The organism is Sphaerisporangium flaviroseum (assembly GCF_039537005.1).
Lineage (GTDB): Bacteria > Actinomycetota > Actinomycetes > Streptosporangiales > Streptosporangiaceae > Sphaerisporangium > Sphaerisporangium flaviroseum.
Map to the genome: position 1 here is coordinate 472493 of NZ_BAAAZR010000004.1, position 24985 is coordinate 497477.

24 protein-coding genes are annotated in these 24985 nt (G+C 70.7%); 10 read left to right on the forward strand and 14 right to left on the reverse strand.

The genetic code is table 11. The features are described 5' to 3' along the window. Window positions 1-25 precede the first annotated feature (25 nt). The gene (locus ABD810_RS13750; RefSeq protein ID WP_344938672.1) at window positions 26-1669 is read right to left on the reverse strand and encodes a thiamine pyrophosphate-binding protein; all 1644 of its coding nucleotides are present in this window, start codon (window positions 1667-1669) and stop codon (window positions 26-28) included. Next, the gene (locus tag ABD810_RS13755) at window positions 1666-2469 is read right to left on the reverse strand and encodes a cyclase family protein (protein WP_344938674.1); all 804 of its coding nucleotides are present in this window, start codon (window positions 2467-2469) and stop codon (window positions 1666-1668) included. Before ABD810_RS13755 ends, ABD810_RS13750 begins: the two co-directional genes overlap by 4 nt. 132 nt (window positions 2470-2601) lie before the next feature. Between ABD810_RS13755 and dhaK the strand changes: the two genes are divergently transcribed. The 3 genes from dhaK to ABD810_RS13770 are packed head-to-tail and all read left to right on the forward strand — an operon-like array spanning window position 2602 to window position 4660. Further along, on the forward strand, window positions 2602-3594 hold the full coding sequence (gene dhaK, locus ABD810_RS13760) for a dihydroxyacetone kinase subunit DhaK (protein WP_344938676.1): 993 nt from the start codon (window positions 2602-2604) through the stop codon (window positions 3592-3594). A gap of 53 nt (window positions 3595-3647) precedes the next feature. Then, a complete protein-coding gene (gene dhaL, locus ABD810_RS13765; protein ID WP_344938678.1) occupies window positions 3648-4271 on the forward strand; it encodes a dihydroxyacetone kinase subunit DhaL in 624 nt (207 codons plus the stop codon). Continuing rightward, on the forward strand, window positions 4268-4660 hold the full coding sequence (locus tag ABD810_RS13770; protein ID WP_344938680.1) for a PTS-dependent dihydroxyacetone kinase phosphotransferase subunit DhaM: 393 nt from the start codon (window positions 4268-4270) through the stop codon (window positions 4658-4660). The genes dhaL and ABD810_RS13770 overlap by 4 nt, the downstream gene beginning before the upstream one ends. Before the next feature lie 169 nt (window positions 4661-4829). Here the strand turns inward: ABD810_RS13770 and ABD810_RS13775 are convergent, their stop codons facing one another. The 5 genes from ABD810_RS13775 to ABD810_RS13795 all read right to left on the reverse strand — a co-directional run bounded on the left by ABD810_RS13775 (window position 4830) and on the right by ABD810_RS13795 (window position 10585). Continuing rightward, window positions 4830-5465, reverse strand: coding sequence for a pyridoxamine 5'-phosphate oxidase family protein (locus ABD810_RS13775; protein WP_344938682.1), 636 nt, complete (start codon window positions 5463-5465; stop codon window positions 4830-4832). Window positions 5466-5638: 173 nt separating this feature from the next. Next, the gene (locus ABD810_RS13780; protein ID WP_344938684.1) at window positions 5639-6661 is read right to left on the reverse strand and encodes a hypothetical protein; all 1023 of its coding nucleotides are present in this window, start codon (window positions 6659-6661) and stop codon (window positions 5639-5641) included. Between the two features lie 364 nt (window positions 6662-7025). Further along, window positions 7026-7685: a response regulator gene (locus tag ABD810_RS13785; protein WP_344938687.1), complete on the reverse strand. Its 660-nt coding sequence runs from the start codon at window positions 7683-7685 to the stop codon at window positions 7026-7028. Then, entirely contained in the window at window positions 7682-8902 is a 1221-nt protein-coding gene (locus tag ABD810_RS13790) for a sensor histidine kinase (RefSeq protein WP_344938689.1), read from the reverse strand. The genes ABD810_RS13785 and ABD810_RS13790 overlap by 4 nt, the downstream gene beginning before the upstream one ends. Window positions 8903-9460: 558 nt before the next feature. Next, a complete protein-coding gene (locus ABD810_RS13795) occupies window positions 9461-10585 on the reverse strand; it encodes a sigma-70 family RNA polymerase sigma factor (protein WP_344938691.1) in 1125 nt (374 codons plus the stop codon). Between the two features lie 69 nt (window positions 10586-10654). On the opposite strand from ABD810_RS13795, the gene ABD810_RS13800 reads away from it, so the two are divergent. Beyond that, window positions 10655-11002 carry a VOC family protein gene (locus ABD810_RS13800; protein ID WP_344938694.1) on the forward strand — a complete coding sequence of 116 codons (348 nt, stop codon included), beginning with the start codon at window positions 10655-10657 and terminating at the stop codon, window positions 11000-11002. Between the two features lie 288 nt (window positions 11003-11290). Here ABD810_RS13800 and ABD810_RS13805 read toward each other — a convergent pair whose 3' ends face one another. Next, complete coding sequence (locus ABD810_RS13805) at window positions 11291-11545, reverse strand: Smr/MutS family protein (protein WP_344938696.1); 255 nt, start codon at window positions 11543-11545, stop codon at window positions 11291-11293. A gap of 357 nt (window positions 11546-11902) precedes the next feature. Here ABD810_RS13805 and ABD810_RS13810 point away from each other — a divergent pair, with 357 nt between their 5' ends. Beyond that, window positions 11903-15208, forward strand: coding sequence for a S8 family serine peptidase (locus ABD810_RS13810; RefSeq protein WP_344938698.1), 3306 nt, complete (start codon window positions 11903-11905; stop codon window positions 15206-15208). Window positions 15209-15410: 202 nt separating this feature from the next. Here ABD810_RS13810 and argG read toward each other — a convergent pair whose 3' ends face one another. The 4 genes from argG to ABD810_RS13830 form a co-directional block, all read right to left on the reverse strand. Then, entirely contained in the window at window positions 15411-16859 is a 1449-nt protein-coding gene (argG, locus tag ABD810_RS13815; RefSeq protein WP_344939046.1) for an argininosuccinate synthase, read from the reverse strand. A 90-nt stretch (window positions 16860-16949) separates the two neighbouring features. Then, window positions 16950-17450: an anthrone oxygenase family protein gene (locus tag ABD810_RS13820; RefSeq protein WP_344938701.1), complete on the reverse strand. Its 501-nt coding sequence runs from the start codon at window positions 17448-17450 to the stop codon at window positions 16950-16952. A 28-nt stretch (window positions 17451-17478) separates the two neighbouring features. Next, complete coding sequence (locus ABD810_RS13825; protein WP_344938704.1) at window positions 17479-17616, reverse strand: hypothetical protein; 138 nt, start codon at window positions 17614-17616, stop codon at window positions 17479-17481. A 117-nt stretch (window positions 17617-17733) separates the two neighbouring features. After that, window positions 17734-18135 carry a carboxymuconolactone decarboxylase family protein gene (locus ABD810_RS13830; protein WP_344938707.1) on the reverse strand — a complete coding sequence of 134 codons (402 nt, stop codon included), beginning with the start codon at window positions 18133-18135 and terminating at the stop codon, window positions 17734-17736. Window positions 18136-18397: 262 nt separating this feature from the next. Between ABD810_RS13830 and ABD810_RS13835 the strand changes: the two genes are divergently transcribed. Both ABD810_RS13835 and ABD810_RS13840 read left to right on the forward strand, forming a co-directional pair. Then, on the forward strand, window positions 18398-19576 hold the full coding sequence (locus ABD810_RS13835; protein ID WP_344938710.1) for a sensor histidine kinase: 1179 nt from the start codon (window positions 18398-18400) through the stop codon (window positions 19574-19576). Then, on the forward strand, window positions 19573-20235 hold the full coding sequence (locus tag ABD810_RS13840; RefSeq protein WP_344938712.1) for a response regulator: 663 nt from the start codon (window positions 19573-19575) through the stop codon (window positions 20233-20235). The genes ABD810_RS13835 and ABD810_RS13840 overlap by 4 nt, the downstream gene beginning before the upstream one ends. A gap of 112 nt (window positions 20236-20347) precedes the next feature. Here the strand turns inward: ABD810_RS13840 and ABD810_RS13845 are convergent, their stop codons facing one another. Further along, window positions 20348-20830 carry a GNAT family N-acetyltransferase gene (locus ABD810_RS13845; RefSeq protein WP_344938714.1) on the reverse strand — a complete coding sequence of 161 codons (483 nt, stop codon included), beginning with the start codon at window positions 20828-20830 and terminating at the stop codon, window positions 20348-20350. 437 nt (window positions 20831-21267) lie between these two features. Here ABD810_RS13845 and ABD810_RS13850 point away from each other — a divergent pair, with 437 nt between their 5' ends. Continuing rightward, window positions 21268-21831 (forward strand): snapalysin family zinc-dependent metalloprotease, encoded by a 564-nt coding sequence (locus ABD810_RS13850; RefSeq protein WP_344938716.1) that lies wholly within the window; start codon window positions 21268-21270, stop codon window positions 21829-21831. Window positions 21832-22038: 207 nt separating this feature from the next. After that, on the forward strand, window positions 22039-23739 hold the full coding sequence (locus ABD810_RS13855) for an SMI1/KNR4 family protein (protein WP_344938719.1): 1701 nt from the start codon (window positions 22039-22041) through the stop codon (window positions 23737-23739). On the opposite strand, the gene ABD810_RS13860 is transcribed toward ABD810_RS13855, so the two are convergent. Beyond that, window positions 23659-24438 (reverse strand): class I tRNA ligase family protein, encoded by a 780-nt coding sequence (locus ABD810_RS13860; protein ID WP_344938722.1) that lies wholly within the window; start codon window positions 24436-24438, stop codon window positions 23659-23661. The genes ABD810_RS13855 and ABD810_RS13860 overlap by 81 nt on opposite strands. 70 nt (window positions 24439-24508) lie before the next feature. On the opposite strand from ABD810_RS13860, the gene ABD810_RS41025 reads away from it, so the two are divergent. Then, entirely contained in the window at window positions 24509-24937 is a 429-nt protein-coding gene (locus ABD810_RS41025) for a transposase (RefSeq protein WP_425566897.1), read from the forward strand. Window positions 24938-24985: the final 48 nt, after the last annotated feature.

A 24985-nucleotide genomic window follows, 5' to 3' on the forward strand; every position in this document is an offset into this window, starting at 1 on the left:
AACCTACGCCCGAGTAACTTGTGGTTCAGTGGCCGCGGAACGCCTCCTCCAGCCACCAGGAGGCACGCTCGGCGGTGACCTTCGCGTGGATCAGGAGCGGCCGGTCGCGCGGCCCGTCCAGCCAGCCCCGCACCACCGCCAGGTCGGCGGGCTCCCGTACGGTCAACGCAACGCAGCCGAAGCCCCTCCCGATGGCGGCGATGTCGGCCGGGGGGAACCTCACCTGGTCGAGCGCGTGACCGTCGGGGCCGAAGTGGTGCACCTCGGCTCCGTACGCCTCGTCGTCGTAGACGACGATGACCATGGGCAGGCCGAGCCGTACGACGGTCTCCAGCTCGGCGATGCCCATGAGCGCGCCGCCGTCCCCGAGCGCCGCCACGGGCAGCCGGTCGGGCCGCGCGAGAGCGGCGCCGATGGCGGTGGCGAGGCCGAGCCCGATGGACTGGAACCCTTGCGTGAAGCAGAAGCCGTTCTCGTCCGGCACCGACAGGAACATCGACGGATATCCCATGAAATTGCCGGAGTCGACGCTGACGATCCGCTCCGCGGGAAGCAGGTCGTCAAGCGCGATCGACAACGTCCGGGGGTCGATCCGGCCGCCGCCGGACTCGTCGTCGTAAGGCACGTCGCGCCAGGCGATCTCGCGGGCGATCCTCTCGGCCAGCGCGGGGTCACGCCACCCCCCGCTCGGCACGCGCGAGCCGTACTCGCCGAGGTCCATGACGGCGCGCGCGGTGGCCGCCACGTCGGCGAGGACGCCGAGCTCGATGGGACGGTGCGCGCCGAGGGCCTCGGGATCGTCGTCGACCTGGACGACGGTGGTGGACGGCCCGATCAGCGCGCCGTGCCGCATGGTCCACATGTTCAGCGCGCAGCCCCACCCGACGATCAGGTCCGCCTCGCGGATCAGCTCGGCGGCCAGCGGTGAGGCGAACCCGCCGCTGACGTCGAGGTTCCAGGGGCTGTCCCTGAACAGGCCCCGGGCGACGGCCGAGGTGGCCAGCAGGGCGCCCGTGCGCTCGGCCAGCGCCGAGAGCTCGCTCCGCGCGTGCCGGGCGCCGCGTCCGGCGACGAAGACCGGACGCCGCGCCGCGGACAACACCTTCGCCAGCGCCGCCACCGCCTCGGGCGAGGGCCGCACGGCGCTCTCCCGCGACGGCGTGGACAGCGCCTCGCCGCCGCCCTCGGCCGGCCGGCCCTGGATGCCCAGCGGGAGGTTGAGCAGGACGGTCCTGCGGTCGTGCGCCGCGATCCGGTAGGCCTGTACGGCGTCCTGGACCGCGCTGCCCGCCGATCGCACGCGCACGGGCACCGCGCCCACCGCCTGGGCCAGCCCGCTCTGGTCGACGTGGAAGTTCGACCGGGGCTCCAGCGCCTCCGCCGCCAGGATGAGCAGCGGCGTGCGGCTCTTGGCGGCCTCGGTGATCCCGGTCATCGCGTTGGTCAGGCCGGGACCCTGGTGCACGCTGAGGACGCCCACCGTGCCGCTCATGCGGGCGTAGGCGTCCGCCATGGTGGCCGCGCCGCCCTCGTGGCGCGCGGCGACGAAGCGCACGCCGTGCTCCACGAGCGCGTTGGTGAGGTGGAAGTTGCCGCTGCCCACCACGCCGAAGGCCGTGCCCACCCCGAGCTGCGCCAGCGCCCGGCCGACGGCCTGAGCGACGATCATCGCTCGACGAGCGCCAGCACGCGGACCGGGCTGCCCGAGCCGCCCACGATGGGGAGCGGAGGGGCGAGGACGACCGCACCGGTGGCGGGAAGCCTGTCGAGGTTGCGGAGCTGGGTCAGGCCGTACTTCCCGGCGCCGAGCAGGAACGAGTGGCAGGGGAAGGCCGGATCGAAGGAGTGCGCGGCCCCGGCGTCGGTGCCGACGGTCTCCACGCCGAGCCCGGCGATCGCGGTCTCCTCGGCCAGCCACTTGGCGCACTCCACCGAGATGCCGGGGGTGTGCGGGCCGGTCTCGTCGGCGTTGAGGAAGCTCCCCTGGTCGTCGGCTCGGGCGTCCCATCCGGTGCGGTAGAGCAGCCAGCCGCCGTCGGGCAGCGGGCCGTTGGCGTTCTCCCACTCCTTGACGTCCTCGATCTGGAGCAGGAAGTCGGGGTCCTCGGCGGCACGGCCGGCGAAGTCGAGCACCGCGGCCGGGCCGATCAGGCGCGCCGGAGCCACCTGCGAGACGTCCTCACCGTCGCGGCCGGTCACCCAGTGGATCGGCGCGTCGAAGTGGGTGCCGGTGTGCTCGCCGGTGGTGATGTCGTTCCAGTACCAGGCGGGGCCGCGGTCGTCGTACCGGCTGATCTCGGTGAGCTGGAACGGCACGGTGTTCCCGAACGGCTCGGGCAGCATCAGGATCGGCGTCCGGGAGCTCAGGGGCGCCGTGAGGTCGATCACCTCGATCGCGCCGCTCCGGATGCTCTCGACGAGACTGTTCAACACCGACATCTGCTGCCTCCCGCTGGTGGTCGTTCGCACAGATCTTCCCTCTCCGGCAGGCCTCCCGTCACCACCCATCGCACGCGGATGCGTGAGGGGCCACGCTTGCCAGAAGTCGCGAACGGGGAGAGATTGGCCGAGGGACCACCAACGCAAGTCAAGGACCAGGTCATGAAGAAGCTCATCAACAGTGCCGAATCCGTAGTGACCGACGCGCTCACCGGTATGGCCGCGGCCCATCCCTCCCTGCGGGTGGACCCGGAGAACAAGATCATATTTCGGCGGTCCGCACCCACACAGGGCAAGGTCGGGCTGGTGTCCGGCGGTGGTTCCGGCCACGAACCGCTGCACGGCGGCTTCGTCGGATACGGCATGCTCGACGCCGCGTGCCCTGGAGAGGTCTTCACCTCCCCCGTCCCCGACCAGGTCATCGAGGCGACCAAGGGCGTCGACGGCGGCGCGGGGGTCCTGCACATCGTCAAGAACTACACCGGGGACGTGCTGAACTTCGAGATGGCCGCCGAGCTGTGCGCCGAGGAGGGCATCGAGGTCGCGTCCGTGCTGGTCAACGACGACGTCGCGGTCAAGGACTCGCTCTACACGGCCGGCCGCCGGGGCACGGGCGCCACGGTCTTCGTGGAGAAGATCACCGGAGCCCTCGCCGAGACAGGGGCATCCCTGGCCGACGTCGCCAAGATCGGCGAGGAGGTCAACGCGCGCAGCAGGTCGTTCGGCGTGGCGCTGTCCTCCTGCACGGTCCCGGCGGCGGGCAAGCCGACCTTCGACCTGGACGACAACGAGATCGAGCTGGGCATCGGCATCCACGGCGAGCCCGGCCGCACCCGCGTGTCCGCCGCACCCGCCCGCGAGGTCGCGCGAATCGCCATGGACGCCGTCCACGCCGACATGCCGCTCTCGGGTGAGGTCCTGGTGATGGTGAACGGCATGGGCGGCACCCCGCTGATCGAGCTGTACGTGGTCTTCGCCGAGGTCGCCGCCTACCTGCGGGAAAAGGGCGCCGAACCCGTGCGCAGCCTGGTGGGCAACTACGTCACCAGCCTCGACATGGAGGGCTTCTCGGTCACGGTCTGCCGGCTGACCGACGAGCTCACCCGGCTCTGGGACGCCCCGGTCGAGACCCCCGGCCTGCGCTGGGGCCGGTGACCGGCGGCAGGACCGAGAACCACCCGCACCTGCTCGGAGGAGCCGCAACCCTCATGGACGCCCAGTTCTTCACCGCCTGGATCGAGGAGATCGCGCGGGTCGTCACCGCGAACCGCGACCATCTCACGCGACTTGACGCCGCGATCGGGGACGCCGACCACGGCGCCAACCTCCACCGCGGCTTCACCGCGGTCCTGGAGGCCCTGTCGGCCAAGCCGGCGGACTCCCCCGGCGCCATCCTGACGCTCACCGGCACGACCCTGATCCGCAAGGTCGGCGGCGCCTCCGGTCCTCTGTACGGCACGGCCTTCCGCCAGATGGGCTCGCGGCTCGGCCCCGGCGCCGACGTCACGCTCACCGAGCTGGCGTCCGCCGTGGAAGCGGCCGTGGCGGGTGTACAGAAGCTCGGCGGCGCGAGCGAGGGCGACAAGACCATGGTGGACGCGCTCGCCCCCGCGGCACGCGCGCTCACCGAGGCCGCGCAGGGCGGCGCGAAGACCGGGGAGGCCCTCGACGCCGCGCGCCTGGCGGCCGAGGAGGGCGCCCGGGCGACGATCCCGCTCCAGGCGCGCAAGGGGCGCGCCAGCTACCTGGGTGAGCGCAGCATCGGGCACGAGGACCCCGGCGCCGCCTCCACCGCCCTCATCCTGGGCGCACTGCACGCGGCAGCCGGATGACCACTCCCGAGCGCCTGGTCGGCATCGTCCTGATCTCCCACAGCGACGCGCTGGCCAGGGAGGCCGTGGCACTGGCGGTGGGGATCGCCGGTGCCCACGTACGGGTGGCCGCCGCGGGCGGCACCGACGACGGCGGCCTCGGCACCAGCCCCGACAAGGTCGCCTCGGCGATCGAGGTGGTGGATCAGGGGGTGGGAGTGGTGCTGATCCCCGACATCGGCAGCTCGGTGCTGACCGCCCGCCTGTTCGAGGAACCGGGCTCGGTAGTGATCGCGGACGTCCCCTTCGTGGAGGGCGCCATCGCGGCGGCCGTGGCGGCCGGCATCGGCGCCGACCTCCAGGGCGTCCTCGACGCCGCCGAGGACGCCAGAACGTACCGGAAACTCTGACGCACCGGCCACAGCCCGGGCCCCCGGCGAGCACGAACCCTTGCGCGGGAACCTCCACCCGAGACGGGCCTCGACGTACCGGCCACAGTCCCGCTCCCCGGCGAGCACGAAGCCCCTTGTGCGGTGGCCCGCCGCTTGGTTCAGGATCGGCAGAGGCACGCCACTTGGTTCAGGATCGGTAGAGGCCGGCCTCGTACTGCGGGCCGTAGTACCGCTCCAGTTCTTCGAGGCTCTCCTCGGTCTGCTGGACGCTCTTGACGATGCTGGCGTGCGTCGGCAGCACGTCCGGGTCCCACGTCTCGGGCTTCCACAGCGACGAGCGCAGGAACGCCTTGCCGCAGTGGAAGAAGATCTGCTCGATCTCCACGACCATGGCCAGCGACGGCCGGTGCCCCTTGACGATCATCTCGTCGAAGAACGGCGCGTCGCGCACGAGTCGCGCCCTGCCGTTGATGCGCAGCGTCTCGTTGCGGCCGGGGACGAGGTAGACCAGCCCGACGTGGGGGTTGTCCAGGATGTTGCCGAAGCCGTCGGCGCGGCGGTTGCCGGGACGGTCCGGGATCGCGATCGTGGTCGCGTCGATGACGTGCGTGAACCCGGGCGGGTCACCCTTGGGCGAGACGTCGCAGGTGCCGTCCGCGCCCGCCGTGGCGATCAGGCAGAAGGGGGACGCAGCGAGCCATTCCCTGTCGCGCTCGTGCAGCACCACGCGCTCCTTGGTGATGGCCCTCGGCTTCACCTCGCCGAGCAACTCCCGCAGTTCGGCCTTGGAGGTGATCTCCACGACGTCCACGCTCCGCGTCACCCGTGTCTCCTCACCGTCATGCGAGCCGCCACCAGGGGGATCATGGCCTGTCCCAGCATAACCGGCCTCCTCCCGCCGACAGCAGGACCGGGCACGGCTTCTTCAGCTTCATCCGGCTTCTTCAGCTTCATCCGGCTTCTTCAGCTTCACCCGGCTTCTTCAGCTTCACGGCTTCACCGGGCCGGGACCGTACAGCGCGCGGTGCGAGCCGCCGCGAGGAGCAGGGTGATCGCGCCCAGCACGAGGATCACCTGGCCGATCAGGTTGACGGTGCTCGCGTTGCCCTCGAGAGACAACAAGACAAAGCCGCCCCAGGCGTACGTCAGCATCGCTCCACCGGCCACCGCGAACCGGTGTGTGGCGCCCCAGCCTGCGCGGCGCGACCATCGGGCGAGCACCACCGCCATCGCGGCGAGCAGCCCGATGCCCATGACGACGCCCCACCAGCTCTCGGGACGGGCGAAGAACGCCCCGGTCGCGACGAACCCCGCCGCGCCGACCAGCCACGGGTTCGGCGCCCGCCGGTCCAGCGCCGGACGGGGGCGGCCTCCGATGGCGAACGCGCCACCGACCAGCGCCGCGATCACGGCGGCCGTGGCGGCCACCTGCGGCGCCGACGCCTGGAATCCCTCTTCGTCGGCCAGGCCGTACCAAAGGACGGTGGAGCCGAGGACGAACACGACGCTCGTCACGGCCAGGCCGAACCTGCCCAGCCAAGGGGTGTCGCTCCGGCCGGGTACCAGCGTTTCCATGATGGCGATGGGAACGCAGATGCTCCAGATCATGTGCCCTCCGACGAACGACAGCACGCTGTGAGCACTGATGCCCAGCGCCGGGATGTGCGCCACGCTCTGGAAGTCATAACCCTCGAACGAGGGGTTGAACAGCGACTGGTCGAGCAGACCGGCTTCCAGCAGGCCGTATGCGGCTCCGAGCACGAGCAGCGAGGGCCAGCCGCGCCCAGTGCGCCGCGCCACTTCGCGGATGAGCAGCGCCCCGCCGCCGTACATCGGTGCGAGGAAGAGCGCGCCCGCGATCTCGGCCGGAGGGATGTTGCCGAGCAGATATTCGGCGACCAGCGGAGCCAGGAGGAAGAGCCCGAGCGCGGGCGCGATGCGCCGCATCAGTCCCAGACGCCCGCTGCCGTCGGTCTGCGTGGGTCGTCGGTGGTGGTCATCGAGTGCGTCGCTGGTCATGTCGGCGACCGTACGTCCGTGAGAGGTGCCGCCACATCGCACGCGAGATCGGCTTTCCACCCCGACTTTCGACGGACCCCGTCTGCCCCGACTCAACTCCAGACGGAGCCCCACCACCGAACTCCACCCCAGACGGAGCCCCACCACCGAACTCCACCCCAGACGGAGCCCCACCACCGAACTCCACTCCAGACGGAGCCCGACCACCGAACTCCGCTCCGAACCCAATACGCGCACCCAGCCACCCCAGACACGGCGCGGTCGTCCGCCTGGCCTCGGATCAGGCAGTCAGCGGGCGCCAGTCCAGACCAGCACGCTCCCAGCGGACATCAGAGGTGGCGCCGCGGTCCTTGGGATCGGCTCTTCAGGGAGAGCGGGGGCGCACCAGGCCGACGTCGTAGGCGAGTACGACGGCCTGTACCCGGTCGCGCAGGCCCAGCTTGCGCAGCATCGAGGACACGTGCGTCTTGACCGTGGCCTCGGTGAGCACCAGACGCTCGGCTATCTCCGCGTTGGACAACGCCAGCGCGACCAGCCGCAGCACCTCGATCTCTCGTTCACTCAACCGGCCCAGGTCGGGCGGCGGCGCCGCGCCGGGCAGCGCCTCGGCGAAGCGGTCGAGCAGCCGGCGGGTGACCGATGGTGCGAGCAGCGCGTCGCCGCGCGCTACCACGCGGATCGCCTCGACGAGCTCCGCAGGCCGTACGTCCTTGAGCAGGAAGGCGCTGGCACCGGCGCGCAGGGCCGCGAACACCGACTCGTCGACGTCGTAGGTGGTCAAGATGATGACGCGGGCCGGGCTTCCTGAAGCGACGATGCGCCGGGTCGCCTCCAGCCCGTCGACGTCGGGCATCCGCACGTCCATGAGCACCACATCGGGTCGCAGCCTGTCGACCAGTGCCACCGCCTCACGTCCGTCGGCGGCCTCGCCGACCACCTCGAGATCCGCCCTGGCGTCAAGGATCATCCGGAAGCCGCCGCGGACCAGTGCCTGGTCTTCCGCCAGGACCACGCGGATGGTCACCGCGCCACCTGAAGCGGCAGGCGTGCGTGAACGCGGAACCCACCGCCGGGCAGCGGCCCGGCGTCGAGGGTGCCGCCCACCATCGCGGCACGCTCCCGCATCCCCACGATCCCACGCCCGGCACCGCCCCCCACGCTCACACGCCGGACGCCATCGTTCTCCCCGCTCACACGCCGGACGCCATCGTTGCCCACGTCCACGCGCCACACGTCATCGTTCTCCACGCTCACGGAGCGGGCCGCATCGTTTCCCCGGCCGGGGACGCGGCCGTTGTCGAGGACCTCGAGTTCGAGTATTCCCGAGCAGGCGCGGACGGTCACCTGGGCATGGCCGGCGCCGGCGTGACGCAGTGTGTTGGTGAGCGCCTCCTGCACGATGCGGTAGGCGGAGAGGTCGATCCCCGCCGGCAACGGATCCGCGGGTTCGGTGTCCTCCCGCCGTACCGCGACCTCCAGACCGGCGGCGCGTAGCCGCTCGGCCAGTTCCCCCAGCTGGTCGAGCCCCGGCTGCGGGTGCCGCGGCTCGAAGTCCTCACCCGGACGCACGACGGCCAGCAGACGGCGCAGCTCGCCGAGCGTGTCGCGACCCACCGACTCGATCGAGCGCAGCGCCCCGCGGGCCTTGTCCGGATGCGCGTCGAAGACGTCGTCGGCCGCGGCGGCCTGAACCACGATGACCGAGACGCTGTGCGCGATCACGTCGTGCAGCTCGCGCGCGATCCGCGTCTGTTCCTCGCTGACCGCCCGGCGTGACGCCTCCTCGACCGCCATCCGCCGGTTGCGCAGCACTTCCCCGAACGCCCAGACCACGAACGGGCACAACATCACGAACTGCGCGTCCTCGATGGGGGCGGTGCGGAAGTTGAGCGCCGTGAGGCCGACCAGCGCCGCCAGCGCGGGCAGCGACACGCGGGGCGGCCGGGCGGCGGCCAGCGAGCCGATCATGATGAGACCCGCGACCGGGAACATCACTTCCGGCGCGATGAGCTGGATGAGGAGCCCGCCGACGAGCGTGATCGCCATCGCCTGCACCGGATGGGAGCGCCGCCAGCACAGCGCCATGCCTTGGGCCACGGCGGCGACCGTCCCGATGGCCTGCGGCGCCGCCGTGCGCCCTGCGGAGTCGTCCTCCAGGACGGCGACCAGAAAGATCATGACGGCGACCGGGACCGCGACGTCGGCTATCCGCCGGAGGCTGCTGCGGAACGAACGGCGCACGCCCGGAGTATCCCATATGGATCCCCCACGCCCGTGGCGTCGACGTCGACACCCAGAGCCGAAGCTGCGCGTCGGTCGGTGTCCACGTCTCCGCGCGTCAGTGCCCGCCGGGCACGGAGACGTGGGCGTGGATACTGCCGGGTGCGATCATCGGCGGGCTGTTCAGCTTCTTCCCCGGCACGTTCAAGGGCTTCGGGCCCGCACCGGAGCCCCCGCCCCAGCGGGCGTCGCCCTTCGAGGTCACGCCCGGGCAGGAGCGTGGGTCCGGACGGGAACGCCTGCCCGGGCGTGGGTCCGGACGGGAACGTCCGAGATGTGGCCGCCGCCGTGGGCGCGCTCCGGAAAGGATGATGAACTCCGTGGTCTCCGGCTTGTACTCGGCGCACTCCCGGCCTTGGTTATCCTGGAGACGAGGAAGCGATCGAACGCCTGAACGCCTTTGGCCTCGCGGCACTCCTCCTCGTTGAGCGGTGCTTGGACCCGGCCCTGCGCATGGCCGACCGCTTCCTCCTCTTTGCACGGCCCGTTTGTACGGCCCGCTGAGGCTTCCCGACGCCCTCAGACGAGCGAGGCGGGCAGCCCGAAGGGCGTGAAGTGCTCAAGGCCGATGAACGTGGTGATCTCCGCGATTCGCTCGCCGCGCAGGGTCAGCACGTTGATCGCCCAGGCGAGGTGCGCGCCCGCATCGTCGTCCCACAGGTAGGAGCCCACCGCCGGCTGGCCGTTCGCGCTGGTCGGTACGTGCCGCCAGGAGCCGCATCCGGTCAGCGGGATGCGCACGGCGAAGTCGGTGACGGCCTCGAGGCCGTGGTACCAGTGCGCAAGCGGCGGCATCGACCAGGTGACGTCCTCGGTCAGCAGCGCGACCAAGGCGTCGGCGTCACCGCGTTCCAGCGCGGCGGAGTACCCGGCGACGATCTCCCGCAGGCGCGCGTCGTCGATCTCCCGCAGCGTCTGCTGCTGGGTGGGGGCGGGGATCTTCTCGGCGACGATCCTGCGGGCCCGCTGCAGGGCACTGTTCACCGACGCGATGGTGGTGTCCATCATGGTGGCGATCTCGGCCGCCGAGAAGCCGAGGACCTCGAAGAGCAGCAGCGCCGCTCGCTGGTTGCCCGGCAGGTGTTGCAGGGCGGCGACGAAGGCCAGTTCTACGGCCTCGCGCTGTTCGTAGCGCGCGTGCGGGCCGGCCAGGTCGCCGGTGAGGCCCTCATCGGAGTAGGGGCCCAGCCAGGCGACGTCGGAAAGCGGGGCGCCGCCGACCATGGCGCCATCGCTGGACGGGCCGAGGTCGACGGGCAGGGCTCGCCTGCCACGGGTCTCGACGACGTCCAGGCAGGTGCGGGTGGCCACGGTGTACAGCCATGAGCGCAGCGAGCCGCGACCCTCGAAGCGCGCGAGCCCCCGCCACGCCCGCAGCAGGGCGTCCTGAAGGGCGTCGTCGGCGTCGTGGGTCGAGCCGAGCATGCGGTAGCAGTGGGCGTGCAACTCCCGGCGCAGCGGCTCAACGAGACGGGTGAACGCGGCACCGTCCCCGCCCCGCGCCCGCGCCAGGTCAGAATCCTTCTCCCCCTCGCGGACCCGGACGAGATCGGGAACCTTCTCCCCCTCGCGGGCCCGGGTGAGGTCGGGGTCCTCGGTGTGCTCCGCTGCCCTGTCCATGGTCCGCGCAGAAATTTCGCTCACAAGCGATGATTCTGCCCCACAGCGGGAGTCTCCTCCTCGACCGCATTCGACTCCACCCGGAGGACCCGCATGACGCCGACCGGACCCGCATGGTTCGACATCTCCTCTCCCGACGCCGTACGAGCACGACGCTTCTACCAGAAGATGTTCGGATGGCCGGTGACCGTCCTGGACGAGACCTACGCGCTGGTGGGCGAGGAAGGCCGCCCGGCGGGCGGGATAGGCCAGGCCGGTCCCGGCAGCCCTTACACCGGGATGGTCGTCTACTTCCAGGTCGACGACGTAGACACCGCCCTCAAGCGCGCCGAGCAACTCGGTGGCAGCCGGACGCTGGAACCGCAGAGCGTGCCCGGGATGGGGCGGATGGCCGTGTTCACCGACCCCGACGGCAACGCCGTCGGCCTGCTGAGCCCCTGACCTCCCCTGACCTCCCCCGACCGCAGGACGCCGTTGACCCGGCCACTCCAGCGGGGAAACCCGGTCGACAGGCAAGCACGCGGTGCACTGTGATGGTCCGGCCGCCCGCCGCACGAAGCGGGCCGATCGCTCCGGCCGGGGACATGCCAGTGCCGTCCGGCAGCGCCGACTACGCTCTCATGTTCCTGTCCTGGCACCACGTCCAGGACAGGCCGCGGGCGGCCCGGGAACTGGCCAGTGCTCACGCTCGAACGGTACTAATGCCGCGAAACTGAGCTGCGGATCCGTTCACTTGTGTTTGAAGTAGACGAACAGGCGGCCGTGGTTCTTGGAGTCCTTGTCGATGCGGTGGTAGAGGGCCTTTATTTCCTTCTGGTCGAGGAAGCGCAGCACCTTCTTCTTGAGCTGGCCGGACCCCTTGCCTGGGATGATCTCGACCTCGGTGGCCTTCTTCTGTATCGCCTCCTGGATGATCCCGCGCAGCGCCCGGTCGATCTCGCCGCCCCGGTTGTAGATGTCGTGGAGGTCCAGCTTCAGCTTCACGCCCGCGATTCTACGTCCCGCGCTTTGGAACGTTCTCCTAACTGCACCGATCACACCATTTAACCGAGACGTGTCCACATTTAGGCATATATTGCCGCAGATCAGTGACTAGACGGACCTAGGCGGAGATGGGACGCGCATCTAGACTCCCGTCTGTGTTTGGTCACCCGAATGCCGGGTGGCCACCCACGCGTCGCCCAACGGGGAGGGTGGGGTCCCTTCCCGTGCTCTCCGACGGGTGACGCGGCTCCTCCATGCCTGCTGGGCGACAGATCCAGTGGTCCTCCAGGAGGTGTCGTGCCAAGCAAGCCCCTTCCAACCCTGTTATCCCGAGCGCGTCGCATAGCGGCCGTCGGCGTGAGTCTCGCCGTCGTCGGTGTGATGAGCCCGGCCGTTCCGGCGTCCGCGGACCCCGCCCCCACCCCCGCGACGGGTTCGACCAGCAAGTGGAAGGCGACTCCGCTCACCGCCGCCGACCGCGTCCAGGGGGCGAAGTCCCCGAGCGGCAAGCTCGCCAAGAGTGACGCGTCGCTGTTGAAGGCCACCTCGGCCGCGCCCGTCAACGTGGTCGTCAAGCTCGACTACGACTCGTTCGCGGCGTACAAGGGCGGCCTGAAAGGGCTGCCCGGTACGAGCCCGCAGGTCACCGGGAAGAGCCTCGACATCAAGAGCGCACCCGCCAAGCAGTACGAGAAGCACATCGAGGGCATCGAGAACGCCTTCCTCGGCGAGCTGAGCAAGCGGGTTCCCGGCGCCAAGGCGGGCCAGAAGCTGCGTACGGTCTTCGGCGGCATCGCCCTGACCGTGCCCGCCAACAAGGCGGCGGAACTGCTGAAGCTGCCCGGCGCGGCCGCCGTGCAGGAGGACAAGCTCCAGCAGCTGCTCACCGACTCCAGCCCCGCCTTCATCGGCGCCCCGACCATCTACAACAAGTTGGGCGGCAGCTCCTCCTCGGGCAAGGGCGTGATCTTCGCCAGCCTCGACTCCGGCGTCTGGCCGGAGCATCCCTCGTTCGCGGACCCGGGCAACCTGCCCGCTCCCCCGCCCACCAAGGACGGCACGCCGCGCGTCTGCGACTTCGGGGACAACCCGCTGACGCCCGCGAGCGACACCTTCGTGTGCAACAACAAGCTCGTCGGCGGCCAGCCGTTCCTCGCGACGTACAACGCCGTCTTCGGCGGCGAGGTCTACCCCGACAGCGCCCGTGACTCCAACGGTCACGGCACGCACACCGCCACCACCTCCGCGGGCGGCCCGGTCGCGGACGCCAACCCGCTCGGCATCAGCCGGGGGCCGATCCACGGCATCGCACCCGCCGCCGGCGTGTCGGTCTACAAGGTCTGCGGCGCCGAGGGCTGCTTCCCCTCCGACTCCGCCGCCGCCGTGGGCCGCGCGATCCTCGACGGCGTCCGCGTGATCAACTTCTCGATCTCCGGCGGCAGCGACCCGTACAGCGACCCGGTCGAGCTCGCCTTCCTCGACGCCTACGCGGCCGGCGTGTTCGTCTCGGCCTCCGCCGGCAACTCCGGTCCCGGCGCGTCCACCACCGACCACCGCAGCCCGTGGGTGACGACCGTCGCCGCGTCCACGCAGACCCGTACCTTCCGGTCGACCGTGACGCTCACCGGCAGCGGCGGGGCCACGGCCACCGTCTCCGGCGCCACGATCACGGCGGGCATAGCCTCACCGCTTCCCGTCGTGTCGGCCGCCGCCGCACCGTACTCCAACGCGCTGTGCACGACCCCGGCCCCTCCGGGCCTGTTCACCGGCAAGATCGTCGTCTGCCAGCGCGGGCCCAACCGTGTGCTGAAGGGTTTCAACGTCAAGCAGGGCGGCGCGGCGGGCATGATCCTTTACAACGCCACGCCGCTCGACGTCATGACCGACAACCACTGGCTGCCGACGGTCCACATCGACCAGCCGGACAGCACGACCCTGCTGAACTTCCTGGCCGCCAACCCGAGCACCACCGCCAAGTTCACCCCAGGCACCAAGACGACCTGGCAGGGCGACGCCATGACCACGTTCTCCTCGCGGGGTCCTGGCGGCGACTTCCTCAAGCCGGACGTCACCGCGCCCGGTCTGCACATCATGGCCGGCACGACCCCGACGCCGGAATCTCCGCTTGAGGGCCCCCCGGGCAACCTCTTCCAGGTGATCGCCGGCACCTCGATGTCCTCTCCGCACGTGGCCGGGGCCGGGGCCCTGCTGTTCGCGCTGCACCCGGACTGGACGCCGGGCCAGGTCAAGTCCGCCCTGGAGACCACGGCCAAGACCTCGGTCACCAAGGAGGACCGGGTCACGCCTGCCGACCCGTTCGACTTCGGCGGCGGGCGCATCGACCTCACCAAGGCCGGCGACCCCGGCCTGACGCTGGACGAGACCGCGGCCAACTACGCCCTCTCGGCGGCCGATCCCCTGAACCGGATCGACCTGAACGTGCCGTCGGTCAACGCGCCGATCATGCCGGGGATCATCACCGCCAAGCGTACGGTCACCAACGTCACGTCCCAGACGCTCACCTTCACCGCCTCCGGCACCGCTCCGAGCGGGGCCAACATCACGGTGCTGCCTCCGATCTTCTCCGTGAAGGCCGGCAAGAGCGCCAAGCTGACCATCGTGATCACCGCTCCGGACCTGCCCGACGGGCAGTACTTCGGACAGGTGAACCTCAAGCAGAGCGGCGGCAGCCGTAACCTGCACCTTCCGGTGGCGTTCTACCGCCAGGAGGGCGTCGTACCGGTCGACCAGACGTGCGCGCCGAGCACGATCGCCAAGAACACCGGCGAGTCCACGTGCACGGTGACGGTCGAGAACACCACGCTGAACGACGCCGAGGTCACCGCGCTCACCACGCTCGACAGCAAGCTGCGGCTCAACAGCGTGACCGGGGCCACGAAGATCGGCAGCCAGATCGCGACGACCAAGACCACGCTGGCGGCCCGCCAGCCGGACCGGCCGGTCATCGCACCGGGAGAGGGCCCGGCGGGCTACCTCCCGCTGGACGCCTTCGGCATCGCACCGATCCCGGTCGGCGACGAGGAGGCCGTCAACTTCACCGTCCCCGCCTTCGCCTATGCCGGGAGGAGCTACAACCGGATCGGGGTCGTGTCCAACGGCTACAGCGTCGCGGGCGGGACCAACGGGTCGGCGGACATCGAGTTCGCGCCGCAGACCCTGCCGGACGCGACTCCGCCGAACAACGTGCTGGCCAGCTACTGGACCGACCTGGACGGCACCGGAGCACCCGGCGTCTACGCGGGAACGCTCACCGACGGCACCTCCACCTGGCTCGTCATCGAGTGGCGTGTCCACCTGTACGGCGAGACCAGCCTGAAGGTGTTCCAGCAGTGGATCGGGGTCAACGGCACCGAGGACATCAGCTACGCCTACGACCCGTCCAACCTTCCCGGCGACCCGGGGCCCTCGTTCGGGCTGACCGTGGGCGCCGAGAACGCGGACGGCTCGGCCGGCAGCCAGATCTCCGGGCCGCCGACCCAGGACTACCGCGTGAGCAGCACGCCGGGCGCTCCTGGAGGGAAGCTCACCTACACCTTGAAGGTCAAGGGCGTGAGCTCCGGCGTCGGGTCGGTCACCACGGCGACCTCGACTCCTGAGGTGAAGGGCATCACCATTGAAGTAGACAAGATCACCGTCCAGTAAGCACCCAGGCGGGGCCCGGCGGCACGACCGCCGGGCCCCGCCGCACGCACGACCGCACCACGGCTCCGGCCGTGGCGTACCCATAAGCGGTTTCACGAGCACCGGCGGCTGAGGCCATCGCGGCCGGTCAGTCGGTGCGTGCCGGACCTCGTCGGCGGCGTGACCCGTCAGTCGGTGCGAGACCTCGTCGCGGCGTGACCGGTCAGTCGGTGCCGGATTCCATCGCGGCGTGGTCGAGCAGTTCGTCGTCGGCGGGGACCTCTCCCCGGGAGGCGATCGCCTCGGCGCCGCCCTCGGGCATCGCGCCGATCAGCCCGGTCGAGGCCGCCTGCGCGGCACCGATCAACGTCGGGTGCCCGCTGCCGACCATGCCGAGTTGGGCGTACTGTTCAAGCTTGGCGCGAGAGTCGGCGATGTCGAGGTTCCGCATGGTCAGCTGGCCGATGCGGTCGACGGGGCCGAAGGCGGAGTCCTCGGTCCGTTCCATCGAGAGCTTGTCCGGGTGGTAGCTGAACGCCGGTCCGGAGGTGTTCAGGACGGAGTAGTCCTCGCCGCGCCGCAGTCGCAGGGTCACCTCGCCGGTGACCGCCGTCCCGACCCAGCGCTGCAGCGACTCGCGCAGCATCAGCGCCTGCGGGTCGAGCCAGCGGCCTTCGTACAGCAGCCTGCCCAGTCGCCGTCCCTCGTTGTGGTAGCTGGCGAGGGTGTCCTCGTTGTGGATCGCGTTGACCAGCCGCTCATACGACGCGTGCAGCAACGCCATTCCCGGTGCCTCGTAGATGCCACGGCTCTTGGCCTCGATGACCCGGTTCTCGATCTGGTCGGACATGCCCATGCCGTGCCGGCCGCCGATGGCGTTGGCCTCGAGCACCAGGTCGACGGCGGAGGCGAACTCCTTGCCGTTGATCGTCACCGGTCGTCCCTGCTGGAAGCCGATCGTGACGTCCTCGGTGGCTATCTCGACGGTGGGATCCCAGGACCGCACGCCCATGATCGGCTCAACGAGCTCTATGCCCGCGTCGAGGTGTTCGAGCGCCTTGGCCTCGTGGGTCGCGCCCCAGATGTTCGCGTCGGTGGAGTAGGCCTTCTCCGTGCTGTCCCGATAGGGCAGGCCACGGGTGAGCAGCCACTCGGACATCTCCGTGCGACCGCCGAGTTCGCGGACGAAGTCGGCGTCCAGCCACGGCTTGTAGATCCGCAGGGACGGGTTGGCGAGCAGGCCGTAACGGTAGAACCGCTCGATGTCGTTGCCCTTGAAGGTGGAGCCGTCCCCCCAGATCTGCACGCCGTCCTCGAGCATCGCGCGCACCAGCAGGGTGCCCGTGACGGCCCGCCCGAGCGGGGTGGTGTTGAAGTAGACGCGGCCACCTGACCGGATGTGGAACGCCCCGCAGGCCAGGGCCGCGAGCCCCTCCTCCACGAGGGCCGCCCGGCAGTCGACCAGCCGGGCGATGTCCGCGCCGTACGCCGTGGCGCGCCCGGGCACCGAGGCGATGTCGGGTTCGTCATGCTGGCCCACGTCGGCGGTGTAGGTGCACGGGACGGCACCCTTCTCGCGCATCCACGCGACCGCTACCGAAGTGTCGAGGCCCCCGGAGAAGGCGATCCCGACACGTTCACCGACAGGCAGAGAGGTGAGCACCTTGGACACGAGCAGAAGTATATACACACCTATGCATGACCATGCAACACATTCGTGGCGGTGGTGGCGCAGTGGACCACTCACGTGATCCACTGCGATCTACTTCGCTGCCACCGCAACGGGCGTCCGCCGCAGCGGCATCCGCTCGCCACCGGCGATCAGGAGGAAGACGATGAGGCCGAAGGCCGCGAACCCGGTGCCGGTTCTTATGAGGTTGAACATCTCCCACCGGTCCAGGATCGCGGTGTAGCCGGTCGGCGGCGAGGTGACGGCCCACTTCTCGATCAGCGGGTGGATGGGGACGTTGCCGAACCTGGTGATCAGGAACGTGGTCAGCACCATGGCCGCCGAACCCGCGGCCAGCAGCCGCGGGACCGAGACCGCCATGACCGCCAGCGCGAGCGTACTGAGCAGCGCCAGTCCCATCATCAACTGCATGACGACGGCGTTGACCTGCATCAGCGCCGCGTGGAAGGTCAGACGCACGGGGACGGGCACGGTGTTGAACGCGTAGACCACGTTCACGACCCCGTAGCCGAAGGCTCCCGCGAGCAGGCCTGTGGAGACGGCCGCCAGCGCTTTGACGAGTCGGTAAAGCACGATACGAAGCTCCTGCGAGACGGTGTTCTCAATGGGTGGACGGTCGGCCGGTGACGGCGGACTCGATGTGGTCGATGGCGACCATCGCGCCGAAGGCCATCAGGTGCAGCAGGCAGTGGTCGGTGTAGGCGGCGGTGCGCCAGCGGCTGACGTCGTCCTCGGTCACCTCGGCCGGTGCCAGTCCCGCGAGGATCGCCAGGACGACCCCGGGCCGGTCGCCGGGGTCGAGGGACGCCAGTGGCTTGGCCTGCCACCCGCGGTCGCCGGAGGGAAGCTCCTGCCCTCAGGTCCGGGGCTTCGGGGTGGGCGGTGGCGCGGGCCCACCGCGCGATGGCCGCGACCTCCTCGTCGTCCGGGTCGTCGCCACGGTGCAGCGCCTCGGCCGCGTCTCCCCCGCCCGCCAGCTCAAGGAAGACGAGTGGCCGGCGACGTCGTACGCGCACTGGTTGGCCTGCGAAACCGACACCGTGACGACCTCCTTGTGCCGGCGGGGAGCGGTGCCGGCCACCAGCGCCTCGCGCAGCAGGGCCCAGCCGGGCACGAGGAGTTCCGGTGCCGGCGACAGCATCATGACCGCGGGGCCGATAGTGCTGAACTTTTCGTTGACCTGCTCGTAGACGGCGGCCACCTGATCGGTCGCGTCTTCGGGCGGCACTGGGGTGATGTGGCGGAAAAGCGAGTGCATGATGCGGTCCTCCTGTAGATGACGCCGCCCCTGGCGACGCTGCGCCGGTCCCGGCACCACACCGAGCACACGGGGTGCTCGGGTGATCCAGGCTGCGATCGTCACCCGTACGAGGGTCCGCGGGCGTCCTGCCAGGGGAGATGCTTCGGTTACGCCACGGAGCGCAGGACGGGCGGAAGTACCACGCCGGGAGTAGTCCGGTTTCCGCCCTGGTGTGGAGGAGGTACGACCCGCCAGGCTCTACCGTGCTGGGATGGGGTTCGTGCGCGAATGGCAGCCGCTGGCCGGATACGTCCAGGGCCGGTGGCGTCCGCTCGCCATGGACCTACTGGTCGCGGCGGTGGTCGGCCTGGCGCAGGTGGGCGGCGCCGTCTCACGGCCGGGCGTGCAGCCGCTGGACTACGTGCTCGTGCTGATCGGCGCGGCCGCCATCGCCGCTTGGCGCAGGGCCCCGGCCGCCGCCGTGGTCGTCGCGACCACCTGCATGCTGCTCTACGTACTGAGGACGCATCCGGGGCCGCCCGCCGCCTTCCCGGTGCTGATCACGGTGTTCGCCGCCGTCAGGGCGGGCCACCGGCTGCTCCCGGCCCTCGCGGGCGCGGTGTTCCTCGGCGGCACCCTGGCCGGCAGCCTGCTGACGGACGCGCCCGTCCAGCAGACCGGCGATCCCACGGTCCTGCTGCTCGGGTGGTTCCTCGCGGCGGGCATCGGGGGGACGGTCACCCGGGCCAGGCACGCGTACCTCGAACAGGCGCAGCAACGGGCGGCCGAGGCCGAACGCACCCGGGAGGAGGCCGCGCTGCGGCGGGCCGGGGAGGAACGGCTGCGCATCGCCAGGGAACTGCACGACTCGCTCACCCACAGCATCTCGATCATCAAGGTGCAGGCGGGGGTGGCCGTGCACCTGGCCCGCAAGCGCGGCGAGGAGGTTCCCGAGGCGCTGCTGGCCATCCAGGAGGCCAGTGGCGAGGCGATGCGCGAACTGCGCGCCACCCTGGAGGTGCTGCGCGACGATGCCGGTGAACCCCCTGGCACCGGGTTGGACCGGCTGGACGACCTGGTTGCCCGGGCGCGCTCGGCGGGCCTGCCGGTCACCGTGGAGATCAGCGGCGAACCCCGCCCGCTACCCGCCGCCGTCGACCGCGCGGGTTACCGGATCGTCCAGGAGGCGCTCACCAACGTCGCGCGGCACGCCTCCGGGCACACCCAGGCGTCGGTGCACGTGGACTACGGCGCGACCGAGCTCACGGTGCGGGTCGACGACGACGGCCGCCTGCCCGCCGGCGCGCGGCCGGTGCCCGGCGTCGGCCTGACCGGTATGCGTGAGCGGGTCACCGCCCTCGGGGGCCGGCTGCGCACCGGCCCCCGTCCCGAGGGCGGCTTCACCATCCGCGCCAGCCTCCCCCTGACGAACGCAGCGCTGACGAAGGACATCCTGTGATCCGCGTCATCCTCGTCGACGACCAGGCCCTGATCCGCGCAGGCTTCCGCGCGCTGCTTGAGCCGGAGGACGACATCAAGGTGGTCGGCGAGGCGCCGGACGGCCGGGAGGGCCTCGCCATGGCCCGCGAACTGGTCCCGGACGTGGTGCTCATCGACGTGCAGATGCCGGTGATGGACGGCATCGAGGCGACGCGGCGCATCGTGGCCGACGCACGCCTGTCACAGGTCCACGTGGTGATCCTCACCAACTTCGGGCTGGACGAGTACGTCTTCGACGCGCTGCGCGCGGGCGCGACCGGGTTCCTGGTCAAGGACGCCGACCCGGCGGACCTGCTGCACGGCATCCACGTGGCGGCGCGCGGGGACGCGCTGCTCGCCCCGGCGATCACCCGCCGGCTGATCGGCGAGTTCGTCGCCCGCCGTCCCCGGACCGTCCCGCCCGGCCTGCAGTCCCTGACCAACCGCGAGCGTGAGGTCGTGGCGCTGGTCGCCCAGGGCATGACCAACGACGAGATAGCCGCGCACATGTACATCAGCCCGTCCACGGCCAAGACCCACGTCAGCCGCGCCATGATCAAGCTCCACGCCCGCGACCGCGCCCAACTCGTCGTCTTCGCCTACCAGTCCGGACTCGTCACCCCGAACGGCGCAGGGTGACCCCCAGGCCCCCTTTCGGAGGAAGAGGAGGCCCGTGCGGTCCGTCAGAGGAACGCCGATCGGGTGGGAAGCATCTCCAGAAGTGCGGCGTGAACCCGCGTCCGGGAGGCGCTCAGGGCTGGAGCGGTTTGGCGAAGCAGCGGCTGCTTTCGCTGAAGCGGTAGTAGCCGAACTTGGCGCAGGGCTCGTAGCCGCTGGAGCTGTACAGGGCTATGGCCTCGGGCTGGGCGATGCCGGTCTCCAGGACCATGCGGACGCGTCCCGCCGTGCGGGCGTCGGCTTCCAGGTGGGCCAGGATGCGGCGGGCCAGTCCGTTGCCGCGGAGTGCCTCCACCACGTACATCCGCTTGATCTCGGCGTCACCGTCCGAGTAGCCCTCCTCGCCGGCTTCCCTGGCGCGCCACCCTCCGCTGGCGATGGGGATGCCGTCCTCGTCGTACGCGATGACGTACAGGCCGTTCGGCGGCTCGAACATGGACGGGTCCAGCGGTGTCGCGTCGCCGTCACCCTGGTAGCGCCGGCCGTACTCGGCCTGTACCTCTTTGTTCAGCCTGACCGCGTCCGGGTGGTCGAACGAGACACGGCGAAGTTCCACTAGAGCGCCTTTCCTGGGGACAAAATGGCTAGCCGCGACGATAGCAACGCAACGCCGCCCTAACGGCACCGAGCAACGCAACGCCCTGCTGACGGCACCGACCAACGCGACGCCGGGCGGCCCGCCCCAGACTCACAGCTGCGTGCGGGCCTCCTGGATGTGGCGCATGATTCCGTCGGCGCCGCGTACGGGCACGGGTACGGGCCGGTCCTCCGCTTCCGGGCCGCCAATTGCCTGCGCAGCGTACCCGCCGACCTCCGCGGAGCCGTCCATAACACGGTGGTAGGGGAGAACTGGCGTATCCCCGGCGGGCTCCGCCGCGCATACCTTGGCGGAAGCCCCACCCGAGGAGCTCCACTGATCACCGCCGCCACGCCGGTGATCCCATCGGTGCGCCTCGCGGTGGCGACCCCCCACCTTGAGGAGATCCCACTCCCATGTCAAGAATCCTTCGCACCATCTCGGCCCTGCTCCTTGGACTGGCCTTCCTCGTCACCCTGTCGCCCACTCCGGCGGCCTCCGCGCAGGCGAGCGCCGCGGTCCGCGTGCTGCGGTACGACGCCAGCCGCGCCGCCGAATTCCGATCCGTCGTGGACCAGGCCGCACAGGTCTGGAACGCCAGCGTGACCAACGTCCGGCTCGTGGCCGGGACTCCCGCCGACTTCGTGGTGCTCGCCGACAACGGCTGGCCGCGCGCCCGGGTGACCAGTCTGGGCCGCGGGACCATCTGGATGGGCCGCGACGCGACCGTCCAGGGCTACTACCCGTTGCGCATCGCCACCCACGAGATCGGCCACATCCTCGGCCTCCCCGACCGCCGCACCGGCCGCTGCACCGACCTGATGTCCGGCTCCAGCGCCCCGGTGAGCTGCACCAACGCCAACCCCAGCGCCGCGGAGCGTGCCGAGGTGAACGCCAACTTCGCCGGCTCGACCCCGCTGGTCGAGTTCGACAGGCTGTACGTCGACCGCCCGGACGCCGCCCTGACCGCGGCGCCGTAGCCGGCCGCCTCACGAGCGGGCGGCGGTGATGTCCTCACCCGCCTGGACGAGCGCAGGCTCAAGGTCCCGGCGGAGCCCGAAGCTCTCGCGCGCTGGGAGAGCTCGCACGGGCGCAGGATCGCCGCCGCCCTGTCCGTGTCCCACCTGCGTCACAGCCGCGCCGACGGCAGTGATGATCGTCGGTGGTCGCCGATAGGGTACGGCGGCATGATCGGCTTATCCAGGCTTCGAGCCTTGCGGGCGGCGCTCGTCGTGTTCGTACTGCTGGGCGGAGTCGCGGCCAGTGGCTGGGTGCCCGGAAAGCTCGTCCTTTGCTCATCCACCATCGTGGGCGACACGGTGTCGCTGCACTGCGACGATCCCGCGCTGGAGGCCCAGATCCGAGCGGGGGCGCTGTCACCGGCGCAGGCGCGCTCCGTGGGCTGCGAGCCCATCACCTTCGCCGACGAGCGGAGCGGCGGCTCAGGCGGTTCCGAGGGCGACCCGGAGGGTGGGTCCGGCGATGCGCCGGGGGACGGTGCGACCGGTGACGGGCCCGACGGCAACTGGACCGTCCCCGAGGTGGTCGCGACGGGAGAGCCGGAGCCGAGCGTGCCGCCGCGGACGACCGATCCAGCGATCACCGCCCGGGTGGTCAAGGCCTGGGACCGCATCGAACGCTGGCTCGGCGCCCACGCCTCCGCGACGCTGCGCAAGCTCAAGCCCCCGGCGGAGCCCGAAGATCTAACGCGCTGGGAGAACTCGCGCGGGCGCAGGATCCCCGACGCCCTGTACGCGTCCTACCTGCGGCACAACGGCGCAGACGGCAACCTCGGCGCAGGCTTCCCGTTGCCCGCCTCCCACGGACTGCTCGGCTACGACGACATCGACTACGTCAACTGGGGGCGCTGCCAGGACATCGTGATGAACGGCGATGTCGCCGCCGCCGACCCTGAGAAGGGGAAATGGCACGGCAGCCTGCTGGCGATCGCCCATTCGGGCTACGGCAGCACGCTGTTCGTCGAGCCGCGCTCGGGGCGCGTCGGCGAGTCGGTCTCGAACGAGAACCTGCGCTATGACGGGCCGATGGGCTGGCCGTCCTACCTCGACCTGCTGGAGGCGCTGGCCGGGTCCCTGGAGGCCGGCACCGCGCTGCGCGACTGGTACCCGACGGTCACGTCGGCCTGCGAGCTTCGCTGGGCCGAGGAACCGGGCGGCCCGCTGCCGGGCGGCTGCGCCGGAAGCCCTCGCCCCACGCCCAGCCCGACCCCCACGGTCGAGCCCCCACCCGACCGGCTCACCCCCGAGCAGGCCAGCGCCAGCGGGTGCCGACCAAAGCACCGCGCCGCCGTCGTCCGCGCGCCCGACCCGCGTGTCTCCGCCCGGGTGAACACCGTCTGGCGGCGGATCGAGGCCTGGCTGGCCCGCCGGGCACCGGCCACGCACCGGACGCTGCACGCGCCCGCGACCCCACGCGCGATCGCCAAGGCGGAGGCCGCCATGGGCATGACCTTCCCGGACGACCTGCGCGCGTCCCTGCTCCGCCACGACGGGACCGAGCGGTGGAACGGGTTCGGCCCGGCGCCGTTCTACGCGTACATGTCCGTCAAGGCGTTGTACGCGGACTGGAAGATGCTGTGCGGGATCACCCTCGACGGCCCCGAAGAGATGGCCGGAATCTGGTGGGACGGGCATCTGATCCCGTTCGCGTCGGCGATCGACGGCGGCAACCTGTTCATCGACTCCGGCACCGGCAAGACGGGCGAGTTCTTCAACGAGACCGGGCTGCGGACGGACGGCGACGTGGTCTGGCCCTCTTACCTGGCACTACTCGAGGACACGGCGAGGTCACTGCACACCGGCCGCCCTCTCCGTGGCTGGCGTCCCACCGTGAAGAAGGGCTTCCTCGACTGGAAACGGGTGAAGTGACGCGAACGGGCCGCTCCCGGCCATCAGCATGGACCACCAGGAGCGGCCGACGATTCTCGGGCACCGGTCACTTCGGTTCACAGCGCCTGAGTTGGTTTTGAGGGTTTGTTCTGCCCACCCGGCACCCGTGGCAGTGGCGCGGCGTGGCTGCCCACCCAGGTCGTGAGCTACCGAAGCAGCGAGGATGGTGACCTGGCCGAAGCAGCGAGGCCGAGGGCCGCCGCAGCACCAAGGGAGAGGCCGTTCAGGATTGCGTGTGCGTTTGGGACGGGTCGCAGGTAGAGGTTGATTTGAGGGTCTATTCTGCCCACCCGGCACCCGTGGCAGTGGTGCTGCGTGGCTGCCCACCCAGGTCGTGAGCTGCCGAAGCAGCGGGGTGGCGAGGTGGCCGAAGCAGCGAGGCCGGGGACTGCCGAGGTCGCCCGCGTCGGCGCAGGCCCGCCAGAACCGCTCCACCCCGGCCCGGTGCCGCGGGTGGCGGCTGGTGCGGATCACATCGTCGACCGACGGCGACAGCGGTTCGGCCAGCGCGATGAACGCGGCGGCGTTGCCGTCGACGAACTCCTGGACGTCGACTCCCGCCGCTTCGGCGGCCAGCACGTTCTTCAGCGAGTTGTCGTCGGTGCCGGTCTGGAACCTGACGTGATCGCCGCGCCCGCGGTGATGGCGGGCGAGCGTGTCCGCCTGAACGAGTTCCAACGCGAATCCCAGCGGCCTGCTCCTGGCCGTACTGGTCCCCTCCGCCGGCGTCTCCGACGGCGCGGCCGGCCTGCCGCTGCTGACCCAGGTCGCCGCAGATCACCCGGCCATCACCAAAGCCTGGGCTGACAACGGCTACCGCCCCAAGGTCACCGAAGGCGACGCCGCCCTCGGCGTCGATGTCGAAGTCGTCCGCCGCGACCCCGCCACCAGCGGATTCACCGCCCTGCCCCGACGTTGGGTCATCGAGCGGACCTTCGGCTGGCTGATGCTCCACCGTCGTCTGGTCCGCGACTACGAGGCCTTGCCCGCCCGCTCCGAAGCCATGATCCACGTCGCCATGATCGACCTCATGACCCGCCGCCTCACCCGCGAATCCACTCCAACCTTGCGCGACACGTTAACTCAGATCAGACAGAACTCCCGGGATCAAACGCCCACCGCCGCCTTGGGCAGCTTCCCGAGCAGGAGCGCAGGGCCCGTGCCTTCATGCTCATAGACCAGCGCCAGCTCTCGTAAGATCCTTCGGGTCCGCCAGCGCCCATGA

Bases quoted from the DNA above. Each gene is read 5' to 3' on its own strand.
- ABD810_RS13850 (WP_344938716.1), top strand. From the start codon at position 21,268: ATGTCAAGAATCCTTCGCACCATCTCGGCCCTGCTCCTTGGACTGGCC.
- ABD810_RS13770 (WP_344938680.1), top strand. From the start codon at position 4,268: ATGACCACTCCCGAGCGCCTGGTCGGCATCGTCCTGATCTCCCACAGC.
- ABD810_RS13750 (WP_344938672.1), bottom strand. From the start codon at position 1,669: ATGATCGTCGCTCAGGCCGTCGGCCGGGCGCTGGCGCAGCTCGGGGTG.
- dhaK (WP_344938676.1), top strand. From the start codon at position 2,602: ATGAAGAAGCTCATCAACAGTGCCGAATCCGTAGTGACCGACGCGCTC.
- ABD810_RS13780 (WP_344938684.1), bottom strand. From the start codon at position 6,661: ATGACCAGCGACGCACTCGATGACCACCACCGACGACCCACGCAGACC.
- ABD810_RS13830 (WP_344938707.1), bottom strand. From the start codon at position 18,135: ATGCACTCGCTTTTCCGCCACATCACCCCAGTGCCGCCCGAAGACGCG.
- ABD810_RS13855 (WP_344938719.1), top strand. From the start codon at position 22,039: ATGATCGGCTTATCCAGGCTTCGAGCCTTGCGGGCGGCGCTCGTCGTG.
- dhaL (WP_344938678.1), top strand. From the start codon at position 3,648: ATGGACGCCCAGTTCTTCACCGCCTGGATCGAGGAGATCGCGCGGGTC.
- ABD810_RS13800 (WP_344938694.1), top strand. From the start codon at position 10,655: ATGACGCCGACCGGACCCGCATGGTTCGACATCTCCTCTCCCGACGCC.